The sequence below is a fragment of the Corallincola platygyrae genome, assembly GCF_039544265.1.
In the GTDB taxonomy this organism is placed as follows: domain Bacteria; phylum Pseudomonadota; class Gammaproteobacteria; order Enterobacterales; family Neiellaceae; genus Corallincola; species Corallincola platygyrae.
Genome location: NZ_BAABLI010000008.1, coordinates 438,030 through 458,467 on the forward strand (window position 1 = coordinate 438,030; position 20,438 = coordinate 458,467).

Annotated in this window: 15 protein-coding genes; 8 read left to right on the forward strand and 7 right to left on the reverse strand. The window is 50.0% G+C overall.

What is annotated here, in order from left to right; all coding sequences use genetic code 11:
- Window positions 1-73: 73 nt before the first annotated feature.
- A complete protein-coding gene (locus ABEA14_RS07420) occupies window positions 74-1,108 on the reverse strand; it encodes a methyltransferase (RefSeq protein ID WP_345339266.1) in 1,035 nt (344 codons plus the stop codon).
- Between the two features lie 168 nt (window positions 1,109-1,276).
- On the opposite strand from ABEA14_RS07420, the gene ABEA14_RS07425 reads away from it, so the two are divergent.
- The 3 genes from ABEA14_RS07425 to ABEA14_RS07435 are packed head-to-tail and all read left to right on the forward strand — an operon-like array spanning window position 1,277 to window position 5,327.
- Entirely contained in the window at window positions 1,277-1,702 is a 426-nt protein-coding gene (locus ABEA14_RS07425; RefSeq protein ID WP_345339267.1) for a type 2 periplasmic-binding domain-containing protein, read from the forward strand.
- A complete protein-coding gene (locus ABEA14_RS07430; protein ID WP_345339268.1) occupies window positions 1,671-2,855 on the forward strand; it encodes a porin family protein in 1,185 nt (394 codons plus the stop codon). The genes ABEA14_RS07425 and ABEA14_RS07430 overlap by 32 nt, the downstream gene beginning before the upstream one ends.
- Before the next feature lie 18 nt (window positions 2,856-2,873).
- Window positions 2,874-5,327, forward strand: coding sequence for a putative bifunctional diguanylate cyclase/phosphodiesterase (locus ABEA14_RS07435; protein ID WP_345339269.1), 2,454 nt, complete (start codon window positions 2,874-2,876; stop codon window positions 5,325-5,327).
- Window positions 5,328-5,335: 8 nt separating this feature from the next.
- Here the strand turns inward: ABEA14_RS07435 and ABEA14_RS07440 are convergent, their stop codons facing one another.
- The gene (locus ABEA14_RS07440; RefSeq protein ID WP_345339270.1) at window positions 5,336-6,100 is read right to left on the reverse strand and encodes a hypothetical protein; all 765 of its coding nucleotides are present in this window, start codon (window positions 6,098-6,100) and stop codon (window positions 5,336-5,338) included.
- Between the two features lie 73 nt (window positions 6,101-6,173).
- Complete coding sequence (locus tag ABEA14_RS07445) at window positions 6,174-6,770, reverse strand: superinfection exclusion B family protein (RefSeq protein ID WP_345339271.1); 597 nt, start codon at window positions 6,768-6,770, stop codon at window positions 6,174-6,176.
- Window positions 6,771-6,970: 200 nt separating this feature from the next.
- Here ABEA14_RS07445 and ABEA14_RS07450 point away from each other — a divergent pair, with 200 nt between their 5' ends.
- The 4 genes from ABEA14_RS07450 to ABEA14_RS07465 are packed head-to-tail and all read left to right on the forward strand — an operon-like array spanning window position 6,971 to window position 11,462.
- Window positions 6,971-7,609, forward strand: coding sequence for a paraquat-inducible protein A (locus tag ABEA14_RS07450; RefSeq protein WP_345339272.1), 639 nt, complete (start codon window positions 6,971-6,973; stop codon window positions 7,607-7,609).
- Entirely contained in the window at window positions 7,590-8,246 is a 657-nt protein-coding gene (locus tag ABEA14_RS07455; protein WP_345339273.1) for a paraquat-inducible protein A, read from the forward strand. The genes ABEA14_RS07450 and ABEA14_RS07455 overlap by 20 nt, the downstream gene beginning before the upstream one ends.
- Entirely contained in the window at window positions 8,239-10,968 is a 2,730-nt protein-coding gene (locus tag ABEA14_RS07460) for an MlaD family protein (RefSeq protein WP_345339274.1), read from the forward strand. Before ABEA14_RS07455 ends, ABEA14_RS07460 begins: the two co-directional genes overlap by 8 nt.
- Before the next feature lie 2 nt (window positions 10,969-10,970).
- On the forward strand, window positions 10,971-11,462 hold the full coding sequence (locus ABEA14_RS07465) for a 2-amino-4-hydroxy-6-hydroxymethyldihydropteridine diphosphokinase (protein WP_345339275.1): 492 nt from the start codon (window positions 10,971-10,973) through the stop codon (window positions 11,460-11,462).
- On the opposite strand, the gene ABEA14_RS07470 is transcribed toward ABEA14_RS07465, so the two are convergent.
- From ABEA14_RS07470 to rapA, 4 genes are all read right to left on the reverse strand, one after another.
- On the reverse strand, window positions 11,391-12,122 hold the full coding sequence (locus tag ABEA14_RS07470) for an SDR family oxidoreductase (RefSeq protein WP_345339276.1): 732 nt from the start codon (window positions 12,120-12,122) through the stop codon (window positions 11,391-11,393). The two genes, ABEA14_RS07465 and ABEA14_RS07470, sit on opposite strands and share 72 nt — an antisense overlap.
- Window positions 12,123-15,026, reverse strand: a complete 2,904-nt coding sequence (locus tag ABEA14_RS07475) for a response regulator (protein ID WP_345339277.1) — start codon at window positions 15,024-15,026, stop codon at window positions 12,123-12,125.
- A 12-nt stretch (window positions 15,027-15,038) separates the two neighbouring features.
- Window positions 15,039-15,761 carry a substrate-binding periplasmic protein gene (locus tag ABEA14_RS07480; protein ID WP_345339278.1) on the reverse strand — a complete coding sequence of 241 codons (723 nt, stop codon included), beginning with the start codon at window positions 15,759-15,761 and terminating at the stop codon, window positions 15,039-15,041.
- A gap of 106 nt (window positions 15,762-15,867) precedes the next feature.
- Window positions 15,868-18,774: an RNA polymerase-associated protein RapA gene (rapA, locus tag ABEA14_RS07485; protein WP_345339279.1), complete on the reverse strand. Its 2,907-nt coding sequence runs from the start codon at window positions 18,772-18,774 to the stop codon at window positions 15,868-15,870.
- A 234-nt stretch (window positions 18,775-19,008) separates the two neighbouring features.
- Between rapA and ABEA14_RS07490 the strand changes: the two genes are divergently transcribed.
- On the forward strand, window positions 19,009-20,397 hold the full coding sequence (locus ABEA14_RS07490) for a PhoH family protein (RefSeq protein WP_345339280.1): 1,389 nt from the start codon (window positions 19,009-19,011) through the stop codon (window positions 20,395-20,397).
- Window positions 20,398-20,438 lie beyond the last annotated feature (41 nt).

A 20,438-nucleotide genomic window follows, 5' to 3' on the forward strand; every position in this document is an offset into this window, starting at 1 on the left:
TTGCTGCATGACTGCGCCTTGAATTGAACTTGCCCAGGCTTCCTGGTTGACCATATATTTATTCGGATTGGTATTAGCATTTAATAGCAGAGTACACTTTAAACTGCCGATTTTCAGATAACACCTTACAGTTGCCAAAAATGCGATGTATTTGATCTGAATAGGGAAGAAAGCCATTGGCAACGATGCGTAGCTCACCTTTTTTATTCAAACGCTGGTGCGCCTGTTTGAATAATTCGCTGCTGATATCGTAATCAGTGGCCAAGCCTTGGTGAAACGGCGGGTTTGAAATCACAAGGTCAAATTGCCCCTCAACACCTTTGATCAGGTTTGATGCAACAACTTGGGCCTTGGCATTGTTATGTTGCATGGTTTGCTTTGAAGCCAAAACAGCCATGGCGTTAACGTCCCCACAACTGAGTTCTAACTCTGGAGAGTGAAAACTTAATGCTGCCGTAATTACGCCCGCACCGCAGCCGACATCAAAGGCGCGACCAGAATAGGGGGACGTTTGTTCTATGGTCTTCAGCAGCAACTTTGTTCCTTCATCCAACTTGCCATGGTTAAACACACCTGGAACGCTTGCGCATTTGAAGCAGCGGTGCATGAAATTCACTTTGAAGTAGCTGAAATCTGACTCAGGTGCTGCGTGATTACCCGTTAAGTGGCTGAAAAATAGTGAGCAACGCCTTGCACTGTCGACTTTTTGGGATGGCAGTTCCATGCCCTTTAACAGTTTGGGAGCGCTGTTTATGCCGCCGCGATTTTCTCCGGTTAGCCAGAGCTCAGCGTCATTGCTCATGCAGTTTATTGTTTGCTTAAGCAATAGCTCTGCATGTGCTTTGGCTTTGGGCCAACAAAAAATCACTTGCGACCAGTCTGTTTTGTCTATGCGTTCTGGTGAGTCGGCAAAAAACGAGTTGGCACCAATGCCTTCCAGGTATTCATGTGTTACCAGATCGGTCGTAAAAAACTGTGCAGAAATGCCTAGCTGGCTCATCTCATAGTGGAGATTATCTGCCGGAGGATTAATGACGAGCAGGGGATCTTTGGAGAAATGCTCCAAGCTGCGGGTTAACAGCTCGCTGATAGGGGTTAGTGAGGACATCAAAGGCTCCTGAATAGCAGAGCGAATTGTCGCTAACTTGATCTATTTCTGCAAATTGCGATCTAAATTAACTTCTGAACTGGCGGTTAACCTATTGATAAATAATACTCGGAGTACGTGACTTCAGTTTACATCTTGATGGAGCGCTTCTGCGAACCCAAGGAAGGCATGAAACGAATCACCTGCTATCTGATACTAATTTGCTCGTTTCTGTGCTGCCAAAGTGCGGCGGCAGAAGCGTTGGCTGTGGTTGCACACCCATCAGTCAAAACTGAGCAGTTATCAGTAAAAGAGCTTAAATCTATTTTTTCTATGCGTCTGACCACGTGGTCAGAAGGCGCCCTTATTTCCGTCTATGTATTGCCTAAACAGCACAAGTTGCACGAATCATTCTGTCGTAACTATCTGGAGATCTTCAGCTACCAGCTAGAAAGGTCCTGGAAGCGACTCGTCTATTCAGGTTTCGGTCAAGCGCCAACCCAGTTGGCTACTTCACTGGAAATTAAGGAAAGGGTTGCCAATACCCCAGGAGCCATTGGCTATATCAGAGAGGAGGATGTGGATGACAGCGTCAAAACTATCCGCATTGACTAGCCTGCTGGTGCTGTTTGCATCTTCGGCAGTAGGCGCTGAATGGCCATCTAGTGTCCGAACCCACGGCTTCTTTTCTCAAGGTATGGTTTATACCGACGAAAATGGTTTTGTAGAGGATGATAATGGTTGGTCTGAGCGTCAGACAGAGATTGGGTTGAACGCCTCTTGGCAGATTAACAGTGACTGGCGTATGGCTGGGCAGGTAGTGTATCTCAACGGCGGCAATCGTTATCCCGAGGGGTTTCGTCTCGACTATCTGTTATTAGATCGACTGGCGTATCGGACTGATACTGACGAAGTACACATACAATTGGGGCGCTACAAAAACCAACACGGCCTTTACCGCGATAGCCGCGATGTGCCTGCAGCTCAACCCAGCATCTTTCTGCCCCAGTCAGTTTACTGGGATATGTATCGTGATCAGACGCTTAATACGGATGGTGTCGCCTTGATGGGCTTCCACCAAGTGGATGCCGGCAGTCTCGAGTGGCAATTCAGCGGCGGCGCAACAGATATTCACGATGACATGGAAGAGTGGGTACTGGGTAAGAACTCCAGTGGTGACTACGAAGAGGATTGGGTTGTACAGGGATCGGGTTATTACACGACTGACAATGGCGCGTGGACTATGGGGCTGAGCGTATTGCGCTCTAACCTGGATTTTCACGCGGATGAAGGGTCTCAGGCGGTTTCTGGCCAAGCCTACGTCTGGGAGTCCATCGCGTCAATCAGATACAGTGCGGAGCGCTGGGAAACGACGTTCGAATACATCGACGATCAGTTCAAATTGTATGGCCTCTATTTCCCCGAATTCAGAGACCGTTCGCATAGTGATGGCTATTACCTTCAGGTTAGGTACTTCGCTACACCTTCGTTGACCTTGCTGGCGCGTTATGACGCCAAATATCTGAATAAACATGATCGCGACGGTAAGGACTTCGAGAAGCAAACTGGTGCCCCTTCGTACTTTATGTTCAGCAAAGACTGGACCCTTGGTTTAACCTATGAAGTAGCTGAAAACTGGTTAGTGAGAGGGGAGTATCACTACGTTCATGGTGCGGCTTGGCTTCCTCCTCATCTATATCCCGACGTGGAGGTTCATGATCAGGAATACTGGCATCTGTTTGCTGTTCAGCTGTCCTACAGCTTCTAACGACTAGGAGACTGCAGTATGGCGAGGAAGTTTTTCAGTATCCGCTGGCAGTTTTCTGCGGCACTGGTTCTGCTGTTACTGATTCTTATCAGTAGCCTGCACTTCCTTTCTCTTTCGCAAATGGAAAGTCAGCTAGAGACTCAGCTGGCAGATGCCACTAAAGCACAACAAAAAACCTTCCTGACCCTGTCTGAGCTGATGGCAGATCGCGTGATTGAGTTCAGTGACATTGTGATGGGGGAGAGTGATGTCAGGGAGTTGGCGCCCGCTGAGGCAAAACAAGTTATCAGTTCCGCTGTCGCGCGATACTGGGCTGATAACCACCTGATATGGCGGCTTGAGTCGGCCTGGTTGTTTGGCGCCAACCGATCCTTGTGGGGGGCATGGGGGAAAGGCAAACAGCCGCCGCCTTGGATCTGGTTAGAAGAGATCATGGTCAAGGTCAATTACATCTCCCGTATCGGCTGCGACAAATCCTGTGTTTATTACGTCGGTGTGCCTGTCAACTTAGGCGAACAGGGTGTTGGAGCCTTGGTAATGACCATCTCGTTGATGGACCTGGTCATTGCATTGCGTCACTCTCATCAAATTGACCTGGCTATCATCGCTGAACGCAACCAATATGAGCATGAGCCAATTGGCTATCTGGGCAGTTGGCAGGCGGGTATATCTTCGCTGTCTTCCAAAGACAGGTACCTGCCACTATTGGAACAGGTTTCCTCTCGCTTCAGTCTCTATCAACTGTCTAAACACGCCATAACGGTGAGAGATAAACAGCCGGTTCGCCTCTCTGCACTTAAAATCAGTGACCCTGTCGCCCAGCTTGAAGCGGGTTATCTGGTCATTATCGATGACGTATCATCACAAGAGCAGGCGATCACGCAATATAAAAAACGGAGCCTGATGCTGTCGGCTTTCGTGATGCTTGGTGGGTTGTTGATAGGCTGGGTTCCCCTGACGCATATTGCCAGCCGGGCCAACATGCTGGCGCGTGTGATGCCCATGGTAGCCGAGCAGAAATTTACCAGTGTCAGATCGCTGCTGTCTAAGAAGCGTGGAATATTCAATGATGAGTTCTCGGTACTCGATGGTGCGGCCAAGACATTGAATGAACAGTTAGAGAGTTTAGGGATCCAAGTGGATAAGCGTACCCGCCAGCTGGAAAAAATGGCGATGTACGATGAACTGACTGGTTTGCCTAATCGTCATTTGTTGATGCAAACCCTCAGGGAAGACCTGAACAGCATGGCGGCGAATAATCTGCAGGAGGCCGTTGTCCTGATTGACCTTGACGACTTTAAGCGAGTCAACGACACGTTGGGGCACAGAGCCGGTGATGAGCTGCTGCAAATCATGGCGAATCGCTTGCGTCGAAGAGTATGTCAGACATTCTTCCTGGGTCGTTTTGGAGGTGATGAGTTCACGGTGTTGCTCCGCCTGAAGGAGGGTGTAGATTTGGGAGAGGAGCTCAGTCATCTGCTCGTTGAGATAAGTGAGCCGGTGAACCTGCAGCAACAGACATTAGTCATCAAGAGCAGCATTGGTGTCGCCCTGGCTATCAATAATGAAGTCGATCCTGAAACTCTGATTCGTCAAGCCGATACAGCGCTTTACAAAGCTAAAGCCAGTGGCAGGAACCAGTTCCGCCTGTTTGATGAAGATATGGCAACGGAAGCCCATCAGAAACTTGCGATGGAGTCTGAGTTAAGACGAGCAGTTCAGGAACAGGAGTTTTGCCTGTTCCTGCAGCCTCAGATCCAATTGAAAACGCGAAAGCTGGCTGGCTTTGAGGCTCTCATCCGCTGGCGCCACCCCGAAAAAGGCATGGTCTTCCCAGACCAGTTTATTCCCCAGTTAGAAAACAGCGAACACATCGTGCCGGTAGGGTATTGGACCATAGAGCACAGTATGGAGATCATTAAGGCGCTCGAACATGAGGGATATCCTGGCCTCAAGATCGCAGTTAATCTTACTTCGCACCAGTTTGATGACAAAAAGCTCCCCAAATTTATATCTGACTGTCTCGCCAAATACGAACTCAAAGCCGAGCAGATAGAACTTGAACTAACGGAAAACACGCTGATTGGTGATATGAGTGAAGTCATGTCACAGATGCAGGAGTTGCGTGATCTGGGGGTGTCTATTGCCATTGATGATTTTGGTACTGGCTACTCATCTTTGGAATATTTACGCCGCTTGCCCGTCGATATTCTAAAAATTGACCGCTCTTTTGTGATGGAGCTGGATACAGATGAAACCGATCGGCAGCTGGTTGAAACCATTATCGCTATGGCTTCTAATCTGCGTATCCATGTGGTCGCTGAAGGTATCGAGAAACATGAGCATATAGAGTTCCTGGCCGAGAATAACTGTGAATTTGGCCAGGGTTATTACATCTGCCGTCCGGTGGATGAACAGAAACTACTGATTAGCTTGAACCAACAGCTGGTGAATGGTCGCTGGTTAGGGTGAGCTTGATTTTAGTCCGCTTGGTCGCTGCTGTTTGATGATTTGGGCGTTGCTGCTTCCGACTCTGATGGGGATTCAGTGGACCCCTTCTCCTGCTCCATGATCTGTTGCGCTTTTCTTTTTTCTGCCTGTCGCAGTAGATAGAGGGTGTCGCTGCCTAATCGTTTGGACACATGCTGTGGCAGATCTTCAATCACGTAGTCTCCCTGCTGCTGGATCACCAGCTTGACGTATTTGGGAATGGATATACCGTCAATCTTAGTGACCTCTACCTTCTCCTGCAGATAACGCATCAGCTTGTTTACTGCATTATTGGTGTATATCAACAGTGCTTTGTCCGCAGGCTCTTCCGACTTATCCGTGTATTCGATGAACTCTTTGAGGTTGCGAATATGTACCAAGCGACGCATGGTGCCGGGATCCCATAAACTGAAATCCATTTTGTGATTGAGCCTGTGATACTCGTCTACCTCTTTTCCTTCCAGGTATGGAAAACAGTGGACCTCAAATCCCCAATCAGTAAATAACTGATATACCGCCAGTTTAGGTTTTCTTTCTTGGTGCGTGTAGGGATCTCTCAGCCGATGCATGTTCCAGTTGCGCTTATTGAGAATGTGCCTGAGGGCGTGGTCAAAGCCTTGCTTGTATAGACCATCGATCTCATTGGCCGCAGAAGCGATTTTTTGGAACAGCGGTGGAATGTCGCCCCAGGTTGATTTGTGTTTGAGCTGGGTGATCTGCTTGAGGGTTAACAACTTGGGTGGTGCTGGCGGCAAGGCAAGAATCTCAGTATTAAATCATGACGCAAATATAACGCCGCCAGCATCGATTGGCTAACAGTGATTGAAGTTACGCCGCCATTCTGCGACGACGTAAACGAATATCTTTGATCACAAACGCAGGGCGAGTTTGCTTCAGATAACGGATCTGCTCTTCGGTCATATCACCCACAGGCAGTTGTAGCACCCGGCTGGTAAGTTTTGGTCTGGCCCATTGATGGATGGCAAACCCTTTGTATACATCGTCAGGCTTTTCATTTTCATCTGGATTGCGAACAAGCACGTGGTTTTCCAGAAGTGCGCGCACGGCGGGTTCTCTGTCTGGAAGGTTGATAGTACTTAGGCGCTGAATAAAGAACTCTCGTAGAATGGCGCGTTCCTGATGGTCCAGCATTGCAATTTTATCATCGATGCCTGCTTTGACTATTTTTTGACGCTTGCGGTTCAACCAGACATTAAGTACTTCCGACGCGGTTTCGCACAGAAAAATGGCCGAAATTAGAAAAAAAAGAATACCCAGAAGCGGTGCGATCTCTTGCACCACCTGGCTTAGGCCAAAGCGCTGAATAATGCGGTCTGGACTGAATAGCATCAGTGCGCTTGCTGCCCAAACCCAGATCAGTAGTTTTCTGGGTTGTAGAAATTGATTCCAATTGGATTGAGACATGTTCTTGCTTCCGTCAAAGTGGTGACACATCCAATGAAAAGCAATAACTGTGCCTACAAAACAGTGACGAGATATCGATAATTAACTATTCACTTTAATATTCATCAGCTTCGACTTGAGCCGCTGTAACGTTTTTATCTATAGTGGGTTTAACTTTCATATGGTGACAGCAATTCACGCAGTAAGGGGAAATCGCGGCGGTGTCGACGCAAAAAGGGATTCCATCTGCCAAAGGGCATCTGATTGCTTGTCATGAGTGTGACCTGCTTGTTGAGCTGCCGCATCACAAAGTGGGGACCCGCTTAACTTGCCCTAACTGCGGCTACGTCCTGTGTGACTCCAGGCACGAAGCCCTCACTAAAACATTAGCCGCATCGTTGGCGGCGCTTATTCTTTTCATACCCGCCAATTTTTTGCCCATCATGGCAATCAAAATCGGTGAATTTGGTCAAAGCACCACGGTACTCGAAGGTGCTCGCTTGATGTGGCGGGGCGAGTATTACTGGGTCGCTTTTATGGTATTGCTCACTGCGTTTATTGTGCCACTACTAGAACTCTCTTTATTAGCAAGCATCAGTATTTTGGCCAAATTGCGTAAAGGAATCCGGTTTGTCGCGATGGCAACCAAGACCTACCAGAAGATTCGTAGCTGGGGCATGCTTGAGGTCTACATGTTTGGCATCCTAGTATCGATTGTGAAGCTGGTCGACCTTGCTGATTTAGTGGTTAATGGTGGCTTGTACTGCTTTTCTGGGCTGCTTTTCTGTGCCACTTATGCTGCCGCCAGTTTTGACCCCCATGAGGTCTGGGAGATCGTCGATGACGTCAAAAACGACTGAGCCAAGAGCGGGACAGCGTGCCATCGATAAAGGTTTGGTGCTTTGCCACGACTGCCACAAATTAAACCGCTGGCACCATCAACTTAAACACGCTGTGCAGCGTTGTAGCCGATGTGGTGCTGAGCTCCATCCCAGAAAGCCCAATTCGTTGGCAAGAACCTGGGCTCTTTCCATTACCGCGGCGCTCTGTCTTATTCCCGCTAATGTGCTGCCGATCATGACAGTGATAACACTTGGTCAGGGGCAGTCAGATACCATTATGTCTGGGGTTATTACCCTTATTCAGTTCGAGATGTACCCCATTGCGCTGGTGGTTTTTATTGCCTCAGTGGCTGTGCCAGCAATGAAGCTGTTTGGTATCTGGTGGCTGTGTTTGTCGGTTCAATTTGGTTGGAACAGCAGCCGTCAACAACGGACAAAAATGTACCGAATGGTTGAGTTTATCGGCAAGTGGTCGATGCTCGATGTGTTTGTGATAGCGATATTGGTGGCCCTGGTAAATTTGGGGGCGATAGCCACGATTGAAGCAGGCCACGGCGCGACAGCCTTCTGTTTGGCAGTCGTCATAACGATTTTTGCGGCGGAGAGTTTTGACAGCCGCTTGATTTGGGATCAGGAAGAAAAACAAGATGAGTGATGTTGAAAAAGGGCATGGTTCTGAGCCCCAGGAAGATATTGCTGAGGCGATAGTCGAGCATCGCAAAGGGATTTCAATGGTGTGGCTACTGCCACTTTTGGCATTAGCGATTGGTGGTTGGTTGGTTTACAAAAGCTTTACTGAAGCCAAGCTCCCTATCGATATCGAGTTTTCCACCGGTGAAGGGATCATCGAAGGTAAGACCGAAGTCAGGTACAAAGGCTTTACCATTGGTGTTGTCGATAAGCTTGTCCTTAAACCCTCTCTGGATGGTGTTGTCGCTACTGTGTTGTTTGAGCGTGAAGCTCGTGAAGCTATCGTGGACGATACCCTGTTTTGGCTGGTTAAACCTGAGGTTAGCCTGGCTGGTGTATCTGGTTTGGACACCTTACTGTCGGGAAATTACATCGCAATCAGCCCTGGCAGTGAAACCAAGATCAAGAACAAGTTTGTGGCATTGGAAGATCCGCCACCTATGAGTGAAGAAACGCCAGGCCTGCACTTAACGCTTTATAGCGATGCTCTGGATAGCATTTCGGAAGGCTCGCCGGTTCTATATCGCCAGCTTACGGTCGGTTCCGTCACCGACTACACCCTAACTGCTGATGGCCACAGGGTGCAGGTGCAGATACATATTCTTCCTGAGTTTGAACATCTGGTTAAAAAAGATACTCGCTTCTGGAACATCTCTGGTATCGATATCAGTGGAGGCTTGGACGGCTTTCATGTCGATGTTGGCTCTGTCGCTACCATAGTAGCCGGGGGCATTGCTTTCTCCGAACCTGTTAACTCCTACATGACTGAGCTTGCTGAAGATGGAGATTCTTTCCGCTTACATAAAAACTTTTCGGAGGCAGAAACTGGCATCGAGGTACAAATCTACTTCTCAAATGCCAGCGGCATCTTACCGGGTAAAACCAAGATTAAATTTAAAGGTTACGAGCTTGGAACCGTTGAGGATGTTGAGTTCGATAAGAACATGCGTGGCGCCATGATCACCGCTCACTTAGATCCTAAAGCTGAAGTGGCAATGTTCGAAAAAACCCAGTTTTGGTTAGTCAGGCCAAAACTATCTGTGGGCGCTGTTCAGGATCTCGATGCCCTTATCTCTGGGCCTTATATTTCAATAGCTCCTTCCAGCGAAGGTGAGAAAACAACCGATTTTGTAGCCAGATCGGAAGCGCCTCCAATGAGTTGGGATGTGCCGGGATTACACCTTGTTATCAGTGCGGACTCTATCGGAGCACTAGAGCGAGGCGCGCCCATCTATTATAAGCGCCTGCTGGCCGGGTCGGTTCAGAATATTGAACTTCAACCTGATGGTAAGAAAGTCGATGTTACCGTTCATATTCGTCGCAAATTTGCTCATCTGGTTAATGATAAAACCCGTTTCTGGCATGCAGGAGGCATCGACGTTGAGGGAAACTTGCGTGGCATTAAAGTTCGCACTTACTCGGTTGTTGCCATGCTTGCAGGCGGTCTCGCTTTCGATACGCCACTGACAAAGGATGAGCCTAAGCCTGTTAAGAACGGCCATACATACCTCTTGTATCAGGATTATCGCCATGCTCATGCGGACCGTATCGATAACGTCATAGATAAATCTGCCCCTGGTCTTTATCTGGTGTTGGATACACCAGAGCCTGGAGGCTTGCAGCTTGGAGCGCCTGTGAGCTATCTGAATCTGGATGTGGGTGAGGTTATTGGATTGGAACTGAATGAAAATGATGATGGTGTCAGAGTTCACTTACGCATCGAACCTCGCTTTTCTCATCTGGTAAAAGAGGGCAGCCATTTCTGGCGGTCAGGAGGGATCCAAGTAGAAGGTGGTTTAGACGGAATCGAAGTAAAAACCCCATCTTTGATTTCAATGATACTGGGTGGCGTCAGCTTCGACACGCCATCTGAGTTTATGCAAACTCCGTTAGCCAAGAACGATGCTAACTACCCGCTATTCGACAGTTGGGAGCTTGCTCACGAGAAAGGATTGGAGGTCACTGTCTACTTCGAGAACGGTGATGGTGTTAAAGCAGGTACCGAGTTAAAACACGAAGGTATTGTCATTGGCCGGGTCAAGTCGGTGGCCTTGGACGAGTCACTTCGAGGTGTGAATGTGACTCTGTTGATTGACCAGTTTGCTGAGAAAATCGCAGTCGAGGGCACTCAGTTTTGGATCGTGCGACCTGAGCTTGGCTTGGTTCGTACCGCTAACCTGGACACGCTACTTAAAGGGGTTTATTTGCGGGTTGTACCGGGTAATGGTGCGGAGACAACTGAGTTTGTCGGTGTGAATCTGCCACCACAGAATCGACATAACCTGACCGGTTTGAAGTTGGTCGTCGAAACGCCACGCCTAAACTCAATCAAGCGTGGCAATCCTGTGCTGTTTAGGGAAATTCAGGTCGGCAGGGTTGTCGGATATGAGTTAGCTGACAGTGCTGATCATGTTCGTGTGTTTGTGAATATTGAACCGCGATTTGCACCTCTGGTTCGAGATAACTCGATATTCTATTCTGCGTCGGGTCTGCAGGTTGACGCAGGCATATTCAGCGGCGTGAAGATTAGAACTGAGTCATTGGAAACACTGATCGCTGGCGGCATTGCATTTGTGACTCCGGATGAGCCGGGCAAGCAGGCCAGCAATGGTGATAGCTATGTACTTCGAGCTGAGGCAGATGAAGCATGGCTGAAGTGGGCTCCCAAGATCCCATTGGCTAATTAGTCGTGTATTACCTGTGCAGTATCGGTAGCAATATCGACCCCGAGGAACACGTCGCTCGGGTTGTAAAAGAGCTGGTCACTCGGTTTGGCCGAGTGACCCTTAGTCCTTTCACCTATACCTCACCGGTTGGGATGGATTCAGAGCACCGCTTTATCAATGCCTTGTTTCTGTTTTACAGCAAAGACACCGAGGCGGAGGTAAAGCAGGGCTTTAATCTGCTCGAGGCCGTGCATGGCAGAGATCGAGCCGATCAGTTGAGCAGTGTTAAAGATCGCACGCTGGATCTGGATATTCTGCAAACATCCCCCACCCCAGATTTCTCACAACCTGAAGAGAGTTACCTGCAGGGGTTGGCGGCTCATCTACTAGAGCAGCAGGCGCTGCCACCTGGAACAGAGTTTGCCGATATTCGTTTAGGAGCCTTAAAGTTCGGCCACCGAACGGCCACCATCGACTTGGACCCGAGCGCCGGTCATATAGTGGTTGTCGATTAGCATTGATAGTGCCTGCCATATCGGCAAAAACCCCCCTTCAGATGCCAACGGCGTTTTTGCCAATATCTTTTCTTTGTAGGCGTCCGGGTGGCTGTCCAAAAACATAATAGGGCCTGGCTCAATGGTATTCACGCGAACATCCGGTGCCAGACTGCGGGCGTAGGATTGGCATAGGTTATCCAAGCCCGCTTTCGTTGCACAGTATGTTGCCAGTTTGGGGTTGGGGTGACCCACATAGATATCTGTTATTGCGATTACTGAGGGGTGTTTGGCTGCCTTCAGTAGTGGAGTAAAAGCATCTGTCAGTTGCACCGGCGTGCGCATGTGTACTTGGTAGAATTGGTCAAACTGTTGCAGCTTTGCTAGCAGCGCCTCTGGTGGCTCACCAAACGCAGAAGCGTTATGGAGCAGCAGATCTAACTGCGTTGTTTGCGAAGTTACCCACTCAGTCAGCGCTACTACCTGTTCAGTGTCGGTAAAGTCCGCCTGAAAAAGTTCTGCCCCCGCTGCCTGCAGTGACTCCAGCTCTGCCATTTGGGTGCGGTAATGACCCAATACCCGATAGCCTTTTGCGAGCAGTTGCGTGGCCAGGAAGTGTCCTAACCTGCGCCCAACGCCGCTGATAAAGGCAGTTGGCTTTGTTGTACTGGTTCCCGTCACTTAACCTGCTCCTACCATTTGTGCTGCCAGATAGCGGTTTATCTCGGCCAATTGTTCAGGCATCAACTGGGAGAGCTGTTCCTGCAGTTCAACGACTTCTGCCGCGTTTACTGTGTCAGTTTTCAGTGCTTTTTCGTAGGCCTGAGTAATTCCAAACAAACGTTTAAGCCCCAGGTTACCGGCAACCCCTTTAATCGCATGCATCTGCTTTCTGCCTGCTTCAAAGTCCTGAGCACTCAGGTACCCAGCCATCTCCTCAGCAAGTTCACTGTAGTGATCCAGGAACATCTGCATTGCCTGAGCATAAACCTCCTGGTTACCAAGAAGTGTCGCTAAGCCCGATTCACTGTTAACCAGATCGCTGTCGCTAAAGACTGCGATTTCCGAAGTTGGCTCCGGAGCTGTTGGCTCTGCCGTGTGCGCAGTTTGTTCGCAGTCGCTGGTTGTTTCGCTATCGAGATAGTCAGGAGCCACAGGTTTGGATGGTAGCCAACGAACCAGCGTCGAAAACAGTTGCTTCTGAGAGATAGGCTTAGCGATATGACCATTCATGCCCATGGCCAGGCATTTTTCCCGATCACCTTTCATTGCGTTAGCTGTCATCGCCAATATGGATAGTTTCTCATACCTGGCATCGCTGCGAATGGTTTTGGTGGCTTCGTAGCCATCCATTTCAGGCATCTGAATATCCATCAGTACTGCATCATATGGCGCTGACTGAACCTTGCACACAGCTTCGGTACCGTTATTGGCAACTTCGACATTGGCTCCGCTGCAGCTGAGAAGCTCGCGCGCCACCTGTTGGTTGATGGGATTGTCTTCTGCCAGCAATAATCGATAGCCGCTCAGGTCAGGCACTTCATTGTGAAGGTCTGAACTCTTGTCACCTTGTCTGCTGTAGACACTGTCGGCACCTTTCAGCTCCATCAAGGTGTCAAACAGTGCCGAGGTGTTTAGCGGTTTGACCAAGGTGGCGGCCGCGCCAGCTTCGCGAGCCTGATTGCGGAGTCCTTCGCTTCCATAGGCTGTAACCAGCACCACGGTGGGAGTTTTGGCATGTTGGGGCAGTTGATTCAACTTCTCACAGGCCTGAATGCCATTCATGCCAGGCATCTTGTAATCCATCATGATCAGGTCGTAACTTTGGCCCTCTTCGGCCAAATGTTTAAGCGCCTGTTCTCCGCTGGGCAGGGCGACGGCCTTCATCTTCAGGCTTTCCAACATCTCTACCAGCGTGATGCGGGCTGCGTCATTGTCATCGACCACCAGCACATTTAGAGCGTTCAGCTCTTGGGGAGGTTCAGAGTTGAGAGACTCTTTCTCAGGCAGCTGATAGCGAGCTGTAAAGTGGAAACAGCTACCTTTGCCGAATTCACTTTCAACCCAGATCTCGCCCCCCATCATCTCGACCAGACGTCGGCTAATGGCAAGACCCAGTCCGGTGCCTCCAAATTTACGAGTGGTGGAGTTGTCAGCCTGGCTGAACTTGTCGAATAACTTACTTTGCTGCTCGTCGGTTAAGCCAATACCTGTATCGCGCACAGAGAAATGGAGCAATGCATTGCGCTCGTCGCATTGGTCGCAGTTTATATTGACCTCGATCTCGCCTTGAGAGGTGAATTTCACAGCATTGTTGCAGAGGTTGATCAGGATTTGCCCGAGACGCAGAGGGTCACCGATAAATGACGTGGGCATATCTGGATGACAGCGGAATACCAGCTCAAGCCCTTTCTCTTCCGCGATCAGGGAAACCATGTTGGAGAGGTTATCGAGAATGTCGACCATCTCGAACGGGATCATCTCCATATCCAGCTTGCCTGCCTCGACCTTGGAAAAATCGAGGATGTCATTAAGGATCCCAAGCAGAGTTGAAGCGGATGCCTTCACCTTCTTCAGATAGTCAAACTGCTTATCATCCAGCTCGGTTTTCAGGGCTAAGTCAGTCAAGCCTATGATGGCATTCATTGGTGTACGGATTTCGTGGCTCATGTTGGCCAGAAACTCCCCCTTGGCCTTGCTGGCAAGCTCAGCTTCATCCTTGGCACTGCGCAACAGTTTGTTGGTGGCTCTGAGTTCATTGGTGCGCTTAATAACGCGCTCTTCAAGCTCTTCGTTTAGCTTTTGTAGGGCATTGTCAGCGGTGATCCGTGCCTGAATCTCCTTCTCTGCCTTATCTTTGGCTTCTTCAAGTTGACTGACCTGAATGTCGATTCTGCGGATCAAACGGTTAAAGGCCTGTGCTAACTGGCTGAGCTCACGGTTACCTTGTAGTTGGAGGTGTTCTGAATCTTCCTTCTTATGATCACTGCGTTGGCTAAGCCGGGCAACGTGTTCAGTGAACGATTTGAGAGGTGTGTGCAAACGCTTTTGGATAACTAACAAAGCGACGCCCATGATCAGTACCAGGCTTATCACGGAGTTAGCGATGGTCAATGTGGCACGCTCGTAAATCAGCTCGGATACCCACTCATCATCGGCATAAATGATCAGCTGACCTAAGGGTGTGTCCTGTCGTTGCTGGTTGTAGAACAGAGGCAATGTACGCGGGCTGACCGTTTGAAATTCATTGATGTTGGTGGATGTAGCTGGTGTATCACCGACGCTGGCGACCCTGTTGCCATCAAAATCGACCACTTCAACCCCCTCAACATAGGGCAGGTTGTATAGCCCCACGAGTTGGGCATTTAGCAGAGAGTCGTCATAGGTCCACAGCGACTTGGCAATACCTGGCCCGAAGCTCTCCAATATGCCTGAGACCAACTCTTCAAGTCGGTCATTCATGTTGTTATGGGTGTACGTTAACTGGACCGTGATTAACAGAGCTGCGATGGCCAGATAGGCACCACAGATCATCTTAATCACCTGCACCGCCATCGATTGTTTGGGATGTGTGCGGTTTACCATAGAAAAACAACCTTAATTCAAATAGCGGGAAACCAGCTCTTTGTAGCGTCCGGTATTGTGGAGCTGAGCTAACCCCTCATTAAATTCATTGCGAAGTTGCTCATCCTTGAAACTGACCTGAAACTGGGTGGCTTCGGAGAAAATCGGGTGCACCACCAATGGGTCTCGGGTGTCGAAATTATCATCTAATTGTGCCGATAATGCTTTAAATACATTCAACTCAATGATGATAGTATCCGCACGATCGTGCCAGAACATTTTGACCGCTTGGATCGGGTTGGGCAGCTCTGTATAGCGCAAAGGTACCGGCGAATTTTGGATACGCTGGGGCGAAAACATCGCGGCGAACTCTCCACCTAGCTGGCGATAGGTATTCTGGCTTGTCACCACCCGGAGCCCGGTGAGGTCAGAGATGTTCTGTAATCTCAGGTGTTGCTTCTTTTTGCTGAGAGCGACATAGCGGTAGGCGATAAAGGGAGCTGAATAGTAGTTACCATCAGGACGTTCCTGTACCCCGACCGCGGCATCGGCGCTTCCATTCCCCAGTAGGTGCGTCAGTCGCCGATTAGAGGCCTGGAATGACTCAAAGGTATGACCCCGGGTAGCCAATGCTTCGCGCAGAATAGCGACCTCTAAACCGCGCTTGCCACCGGCCATCACATAGGGGGGACGATCCTCTCCTACCGCCACAACCAGATGCGCAGCAAACACGGGCTGCATGATACAGGTTGTCACAATTGCGACTAAGAAAGTGAATTGACACCCAAATCGACCCACGAAGATCCCATATGCTGTCACGCGATTGAATGGATGACAGCATACATCAGCCAAGCATGTGGGGCTATCCGTTATGGCTGACCACAATCAAACGAATGGCATCCAGTTTCAGTTGCGCTTTGTCCAGCGCATTAAGCAGGCCCTCTTTTTGCTCCTGAAGGAATTGGATCTCATCTTCTCGAATTGATGGGTTAACCGCCTTTAGCGCCAATAGTCGGTTCTGCTCAGCGTCCAGCGTGTTGATAACCTGCTGGCGAGCTTCTTCCTGTAGCGCTGCCATCGATGTCTCTGCCAGCGGCTTACTCTGATTCAAAAGCGGATGAACCACACTCTGTGCCGTCATCGCCAGTTTTGAAGCAGTATGACGATTCACACGCGACAATTGTTTCTGCAGCCCCTCAAAAGGTACTTTGTCTGCCAGGTTGCTGCCGTTTTTATCCATCAACAGTCTGATCGGGGTTGGCGGCAGGAAGCGACCCATTTGGTAATGGCGCGGTGCAGTTGCTTCAGCTACGTAGATCAGTTCGACAAGCACGGTTCCAGCTGGCAGGGCTTTGTTTGGCAACAGGGATACGGTCGCACTACCTGTATCACCGGTCAGAATCATCTCTAGAATGCCTCCGACCATGGGGTGATCCCAGGTCATCAGCTGCACATCCTCCCGGGCCAGCGCGGTCTGGCGATCAAAGGTGATCTGAACGCCGTCGTCTGGCAGTCCGGGAATATGGGGATACAACATGTGGTCACTGGGCTTCAGGATCATCACGTTGGTGCTGCCATCTTCCTGGTTGATTCCCAGAGTGTCGAACAGGCTGAACATAAAGGTGGCGAGTTCAGTCTTGTTGTCTTCGACACTGACTAAATCAGCGAGTTGCTCAGCTCTACCCTGGCCAGACGAGTGTAACTCCAGCAGCTTGTCACGGCCCTGTTCAAGCTGTTGCTTTAACTTCTGATAGCTTTTTTGAGTATCGGACAGCAACTCGTCCCATGTGCCTGTTTCGTCGCCCTTAATCGTAGGCCAGAGGTTTGACTCATATTCGCGATAAAGTGCGTCTCCGCATGGATTGATCTGGGCGAAGGCCTGTAATCCTTGATCGTACCAATCGAGCAATCTCGCCTGACTTGAGTCAGCGAAGTAGGGAGCATGAACAGAGATCGTTCGTGTCTGACCGATTCGGTCGAGTCGACCGATACGTTGTTCCAGCAAGTCTGGGTGTGCTGGCAGGTCGAACAGCACCAGGTGAGCGGCAAACTGGAAGTTTCGGCCTTCACTACCGATCTCAGAGCAAACCAGAACCTGTGCGCCTTCTTCCATGTCGGCAAAATAGGCTGCGGCGCGGTCACGCTCAAGAATACTCATATCCTCGTGGAACACGCCGGTAGGGATACCTTCTTTCTGGCGCAGCGCTTGCTCCAGTTGCATAGCCGTTTGTTTGCGACTGCAGATAATCAGGACTTTTTCCTGTTTTAGTTCGCCCTTCAATTGATCAATCAACCAGCCTACGCGTGGGTCGAACTGCCACCAACTGGCATCTTCGCCTTCAAACTGCTGGAATACGCGTTCAGGATAAAGGCACTCCGGAATAGGTGACTGCTGTTTATTGCTGTTCAGCGCTGCAATTACCTTAATAGCGGTTTTGTATTGCTCTGGCATAGTCAACGAGTGGCGACACAGTTGACGGCCCGGGAAACCCTTGATTGCGCTACGGCTGTTGCGGAACATGACACGGCTGGTTCCGTGACGGTCCAACAGAGCGGCAATTAATTCATTTCGCGCTGCTTGCTGTTCTGGGGCTGAGACACTGTCATCCAAACAGTTGAGCTGGGGCTGAATGTCCTGCTCACTAAGCAGTTCAGTGAGCTGGGCCTGTTCAGCCTGAGTTAGCGGTGTATCACGCAGCAAAGCGTCTGCGGCATCGGCAACCTGACGGTAGCCCTGCTCCTCACTGACAAACGCCTCGTAATCAAAGAAACGATCCGGATCTAACAAACGCAGGCGAGCAAAGTGACTTTCATGGCCCAACTGGTCCGGTGTCGCAGTGAGTAGCAATACGCTTTCAGTTTCTTCTGCCAGGCTTTCTACTACCTGATAATCTCGACTGGGTTTCTCTTTTGACCATGCCAAGTGGTGTGCTTCGTCCACCACCAACATGTCCCAGCCAGCATCTATGGCGTAGTCGAACCACTGCTTTTTACGCAGCAGTTTAGGGGTACACAATACCAACTGTTCCGTTTCAAACGGGTTGAGCGCCTCGTCATAGGCCTGTTGGCAGCGCTCTTCATCAAAGATTGCAAACTTAAGATTAAAGCGACGAAGCATCTCTACCAGCCACTGGTAAAGCAGGGCTTCTGGGACCACAGCGATCACACGTTGGGCCCGGCCAGTCAGCAGCTGCTGATGAATAATCAAACCCGCTTCGATGGTTTTACCTAAGCCCACTTCGTCGGCCAACAAAAGCCGTGGTGCGTGGCGCTTACCGGCCTCGTGAGCAATATGAAGCTGGTGCGGAACCAAGCCAATGCGACCACCAACAAGCCCTCTTAGCTGCGAACGCTGCCAGCCCAGTTGGGTTTGCCAACAGTTGTAGCGCATCGCAAAGCGGTCACTTTTGTCTACCTGACCTGCAAACAATTTATCCTGCGGCTTATTAAAGCGCAGTTCGTGGCTGAGCAAGGTTTCGCGAAGCTCTGTTGCTTCACCTGTGTCCGTGCGGGTGCCTTGGTAAGTCAGCAGGTCATTGGCCTCGACTATCTCATCTACCGTCATTTGCCAGCCGTCACCACTTTCAATGACGTCGCCGGGGTGAAAACGTACCCGAGTGACAGGGGCATCATTTTTTGCATAGTGGCGCTGCTCGCCGCTGGCAGTAAACATCAAGGTGATCTGGCGGGCATCGATGTTTACCAGGGTTCCTAATCCAAGTTCGCTTTCACTATCACTGATCCAGCGTTGGCCGAGGGCAAATGGCATGGTGTCTTGTTCCGAAGCAGGGGCTGAAAAAAAGGGCGCTATGTTAATCGAAGTGTAGACGTCACGCAGCCCAAGAATTGTGCGATCGGTCGGTTTTATTTTTTTGCTGGTCGAAGTAGGCTAGGAGATGTTGGCTTCAGGCAGTGTTTTTGTCTCGAAGCTGACTGCTACCGAGCAAGTGAGGGCAGTCTTCAGAGACTTGCCGTTTGTCAAAGCAACCCAGGAGAAATGCCTATGGGTCAGGAAGACAAGATCCTCTATATCCTCGATACCAACGTCCTACTTCACGAGCCTCTCGCGATATACAACTTTCAGGAACACGATGTCATAGTGCCTATGACGGTTCTTGAAGAGCTAGACCAAATCAAAGATCGAAAAAAAGATGTCAGTCGTGATGCTCGCATCGCTATCCGTGCTATTGACGATGCGTTACGAGATGCAACCCCGGAAGAAATAACCGCAGGTGTGCCTTTGCCCACCGCCAATGAGGTGTCTGGTACTGGCAGCGGCCACCTCTCTATTTATGCGGATCATGCTTTGCCTCAGGTGCAGGAGCACCTACCCGGTGAAGCCAATGATAACCGCATTATTAACACGGCTCTGTATCTGCAGGAGGAGAAAAAACCACTGAAAGTGGTTCTGGTAACCAAAGACATCAACATGCGCCTCAAGGCCAAAGGCGCAGGCCTGAATCATGTTGAAGATTACCGCACCGACCAATTGATCAGTGACGTCAGCCTCTTGTCAAAGGGCTTTCAGGAGGTAGAAGGCAACTTCTGGGAGCAGGTCAGCGACTGCGAAACCAGCTCCGATGGACGGGATACCGTGCAGGAGGTTACCGCACCTCAGATAGACAATATTTTCCCCAACCAGTATTTGCTGGATGAAACCGAGCAGTTCTGTGGCCGGGTCATCGGTGCTGAAGGTGACAGACTTAAGTTTCGGGACTTGGGGCGTGAACGCTTGATGAGTCGCACGGCCTGGGGCGTGTCACCCAAAAACATTTATCAGGGCATGGCGTTAAATGCTTTGCTGGATCCGGACATTGATCTTGTCATTCTTACCGGGCCTGCCGGTTGCGGTAAAACCCTGTTGGCATTGGCCTGTGCTTTGGAGCAGGTGGTTGAAACCGGTACCTATGACAAGGTGATCGTGACCAGAAATACGCCAGAAATTGCCGAGTCAATCGGCTTCTTACCTGGCACAGAAGAGGAAAAGATGGCGCCCTGGCTGGCGGCCGTAACTGATACGTTAGAGGTGCTGCATAAGAGTGACGAAAATTTTGAAGGCAGCATGCACTACATCATGGAGAAGGCCAACATCCAGTTTAAGTCGATAAACTTTATGCGCGGACGCAGTATTCAGAACTCGTTTGTGCTGCTGGATGAGTGCCAGAACCTGACCGCGTCCCAGATTAAAACCATCATCACCCGGTGTGGTGAGGGCACTAAGCTGGTGTGCTCGGGCAACCTGTCTCAGATCGACAGCAACTACCTGACCGCTGTGACTTCAGGACTGACCTATATCGTTGAACGCTTTAAAGATTTTGAGGGCAGCGCTAACGTCTATCTGAACGGTGTGGTGAGGAGCCGCTTGGCATCTTTTGCAGAGGAACACCTGTAAAAACCTTCGTCTCTTTTCACGTTTTTAACAAAATGGCCGCT

What these genes read in the sequence shown, in the direction of transcription:
- rapA (WP_345339279.1), bottom strand. Translation starts at nt 18,774, where the DNA reads ATGCCATTTGCCCTCGGCCAACGCTGGATCAGTGATAGTGAAAGCGAA.
- ABEA14_RS07475 (WP_345339277.1), bottom strand. Translation starts at nt 15,026, where the DNA reads ATGGTAAACCGCACACATCCCAAACAATCGATGGCGGTGCAGGTGATT.
- ABEA14_RS07490 (WP_345339280.1), top strand. Translation starts at nt 19,009, where the DNA reads ATGGGTCAGGAAGACAAGATCCTCTATATCCTCGATACCAACGTCCTA.
- ABEA14_RS07435 (WP_345339269.1), top strand. Translation starts at nt 2,874, where the DNA reads ATGGCGAGGAAGTTTTTCAGTATCCGCTGGCAGTTTTCTGCGGCACTG.
- ABEA14_RS07420 (WP_345339266.1), bottom strand. Translation starts at nt 1,108, where the DNA reads ATGTCCTCACTAACCCCTATCAGCGAGCTGTTAACCCGCAGCTTGGAG.
- ABEA14_RS07460 (WP_345339274.1), top strand. Translation starts at nt 8,239, where the DNA reads ATGAGTGATGTTGAAAAAGGGCATGGTTCTGAGCCCCAGGAAGATATT.
- ABEA14_RS07445 (WP_345339271.1), bottom strand. Translation starts at nt 6,770, where the DNA reads ATGTCTCAATCCAATTGGAATCAATTTCTACAACCCAGAAAACTACTG.
- ABEA14_RS07455 (WP_345339273.1), top strand. Translation starts at nt 7,590, where the DNA reads ATGACGTCAAAAACGACTGAGCCAAGAGCGGGACAGCGTGCCATCGAT.
- ABEA14_RS07425 (WP_345339267.1), top strand. Translation starts at nt 1,277, where the DNA reads ATGAAACGAATCACCTGCTATCTGATACTAATTTGCTCGTTTCTGTGC.
- ABEA14_RS07430 (WP_345339268.1), top strand. Translation starts at nt 1,671, where the DNA reads ATGACAGCGTCAAAACTATCCGCATTGACTAGCCTGCTGGTGCTGTTT.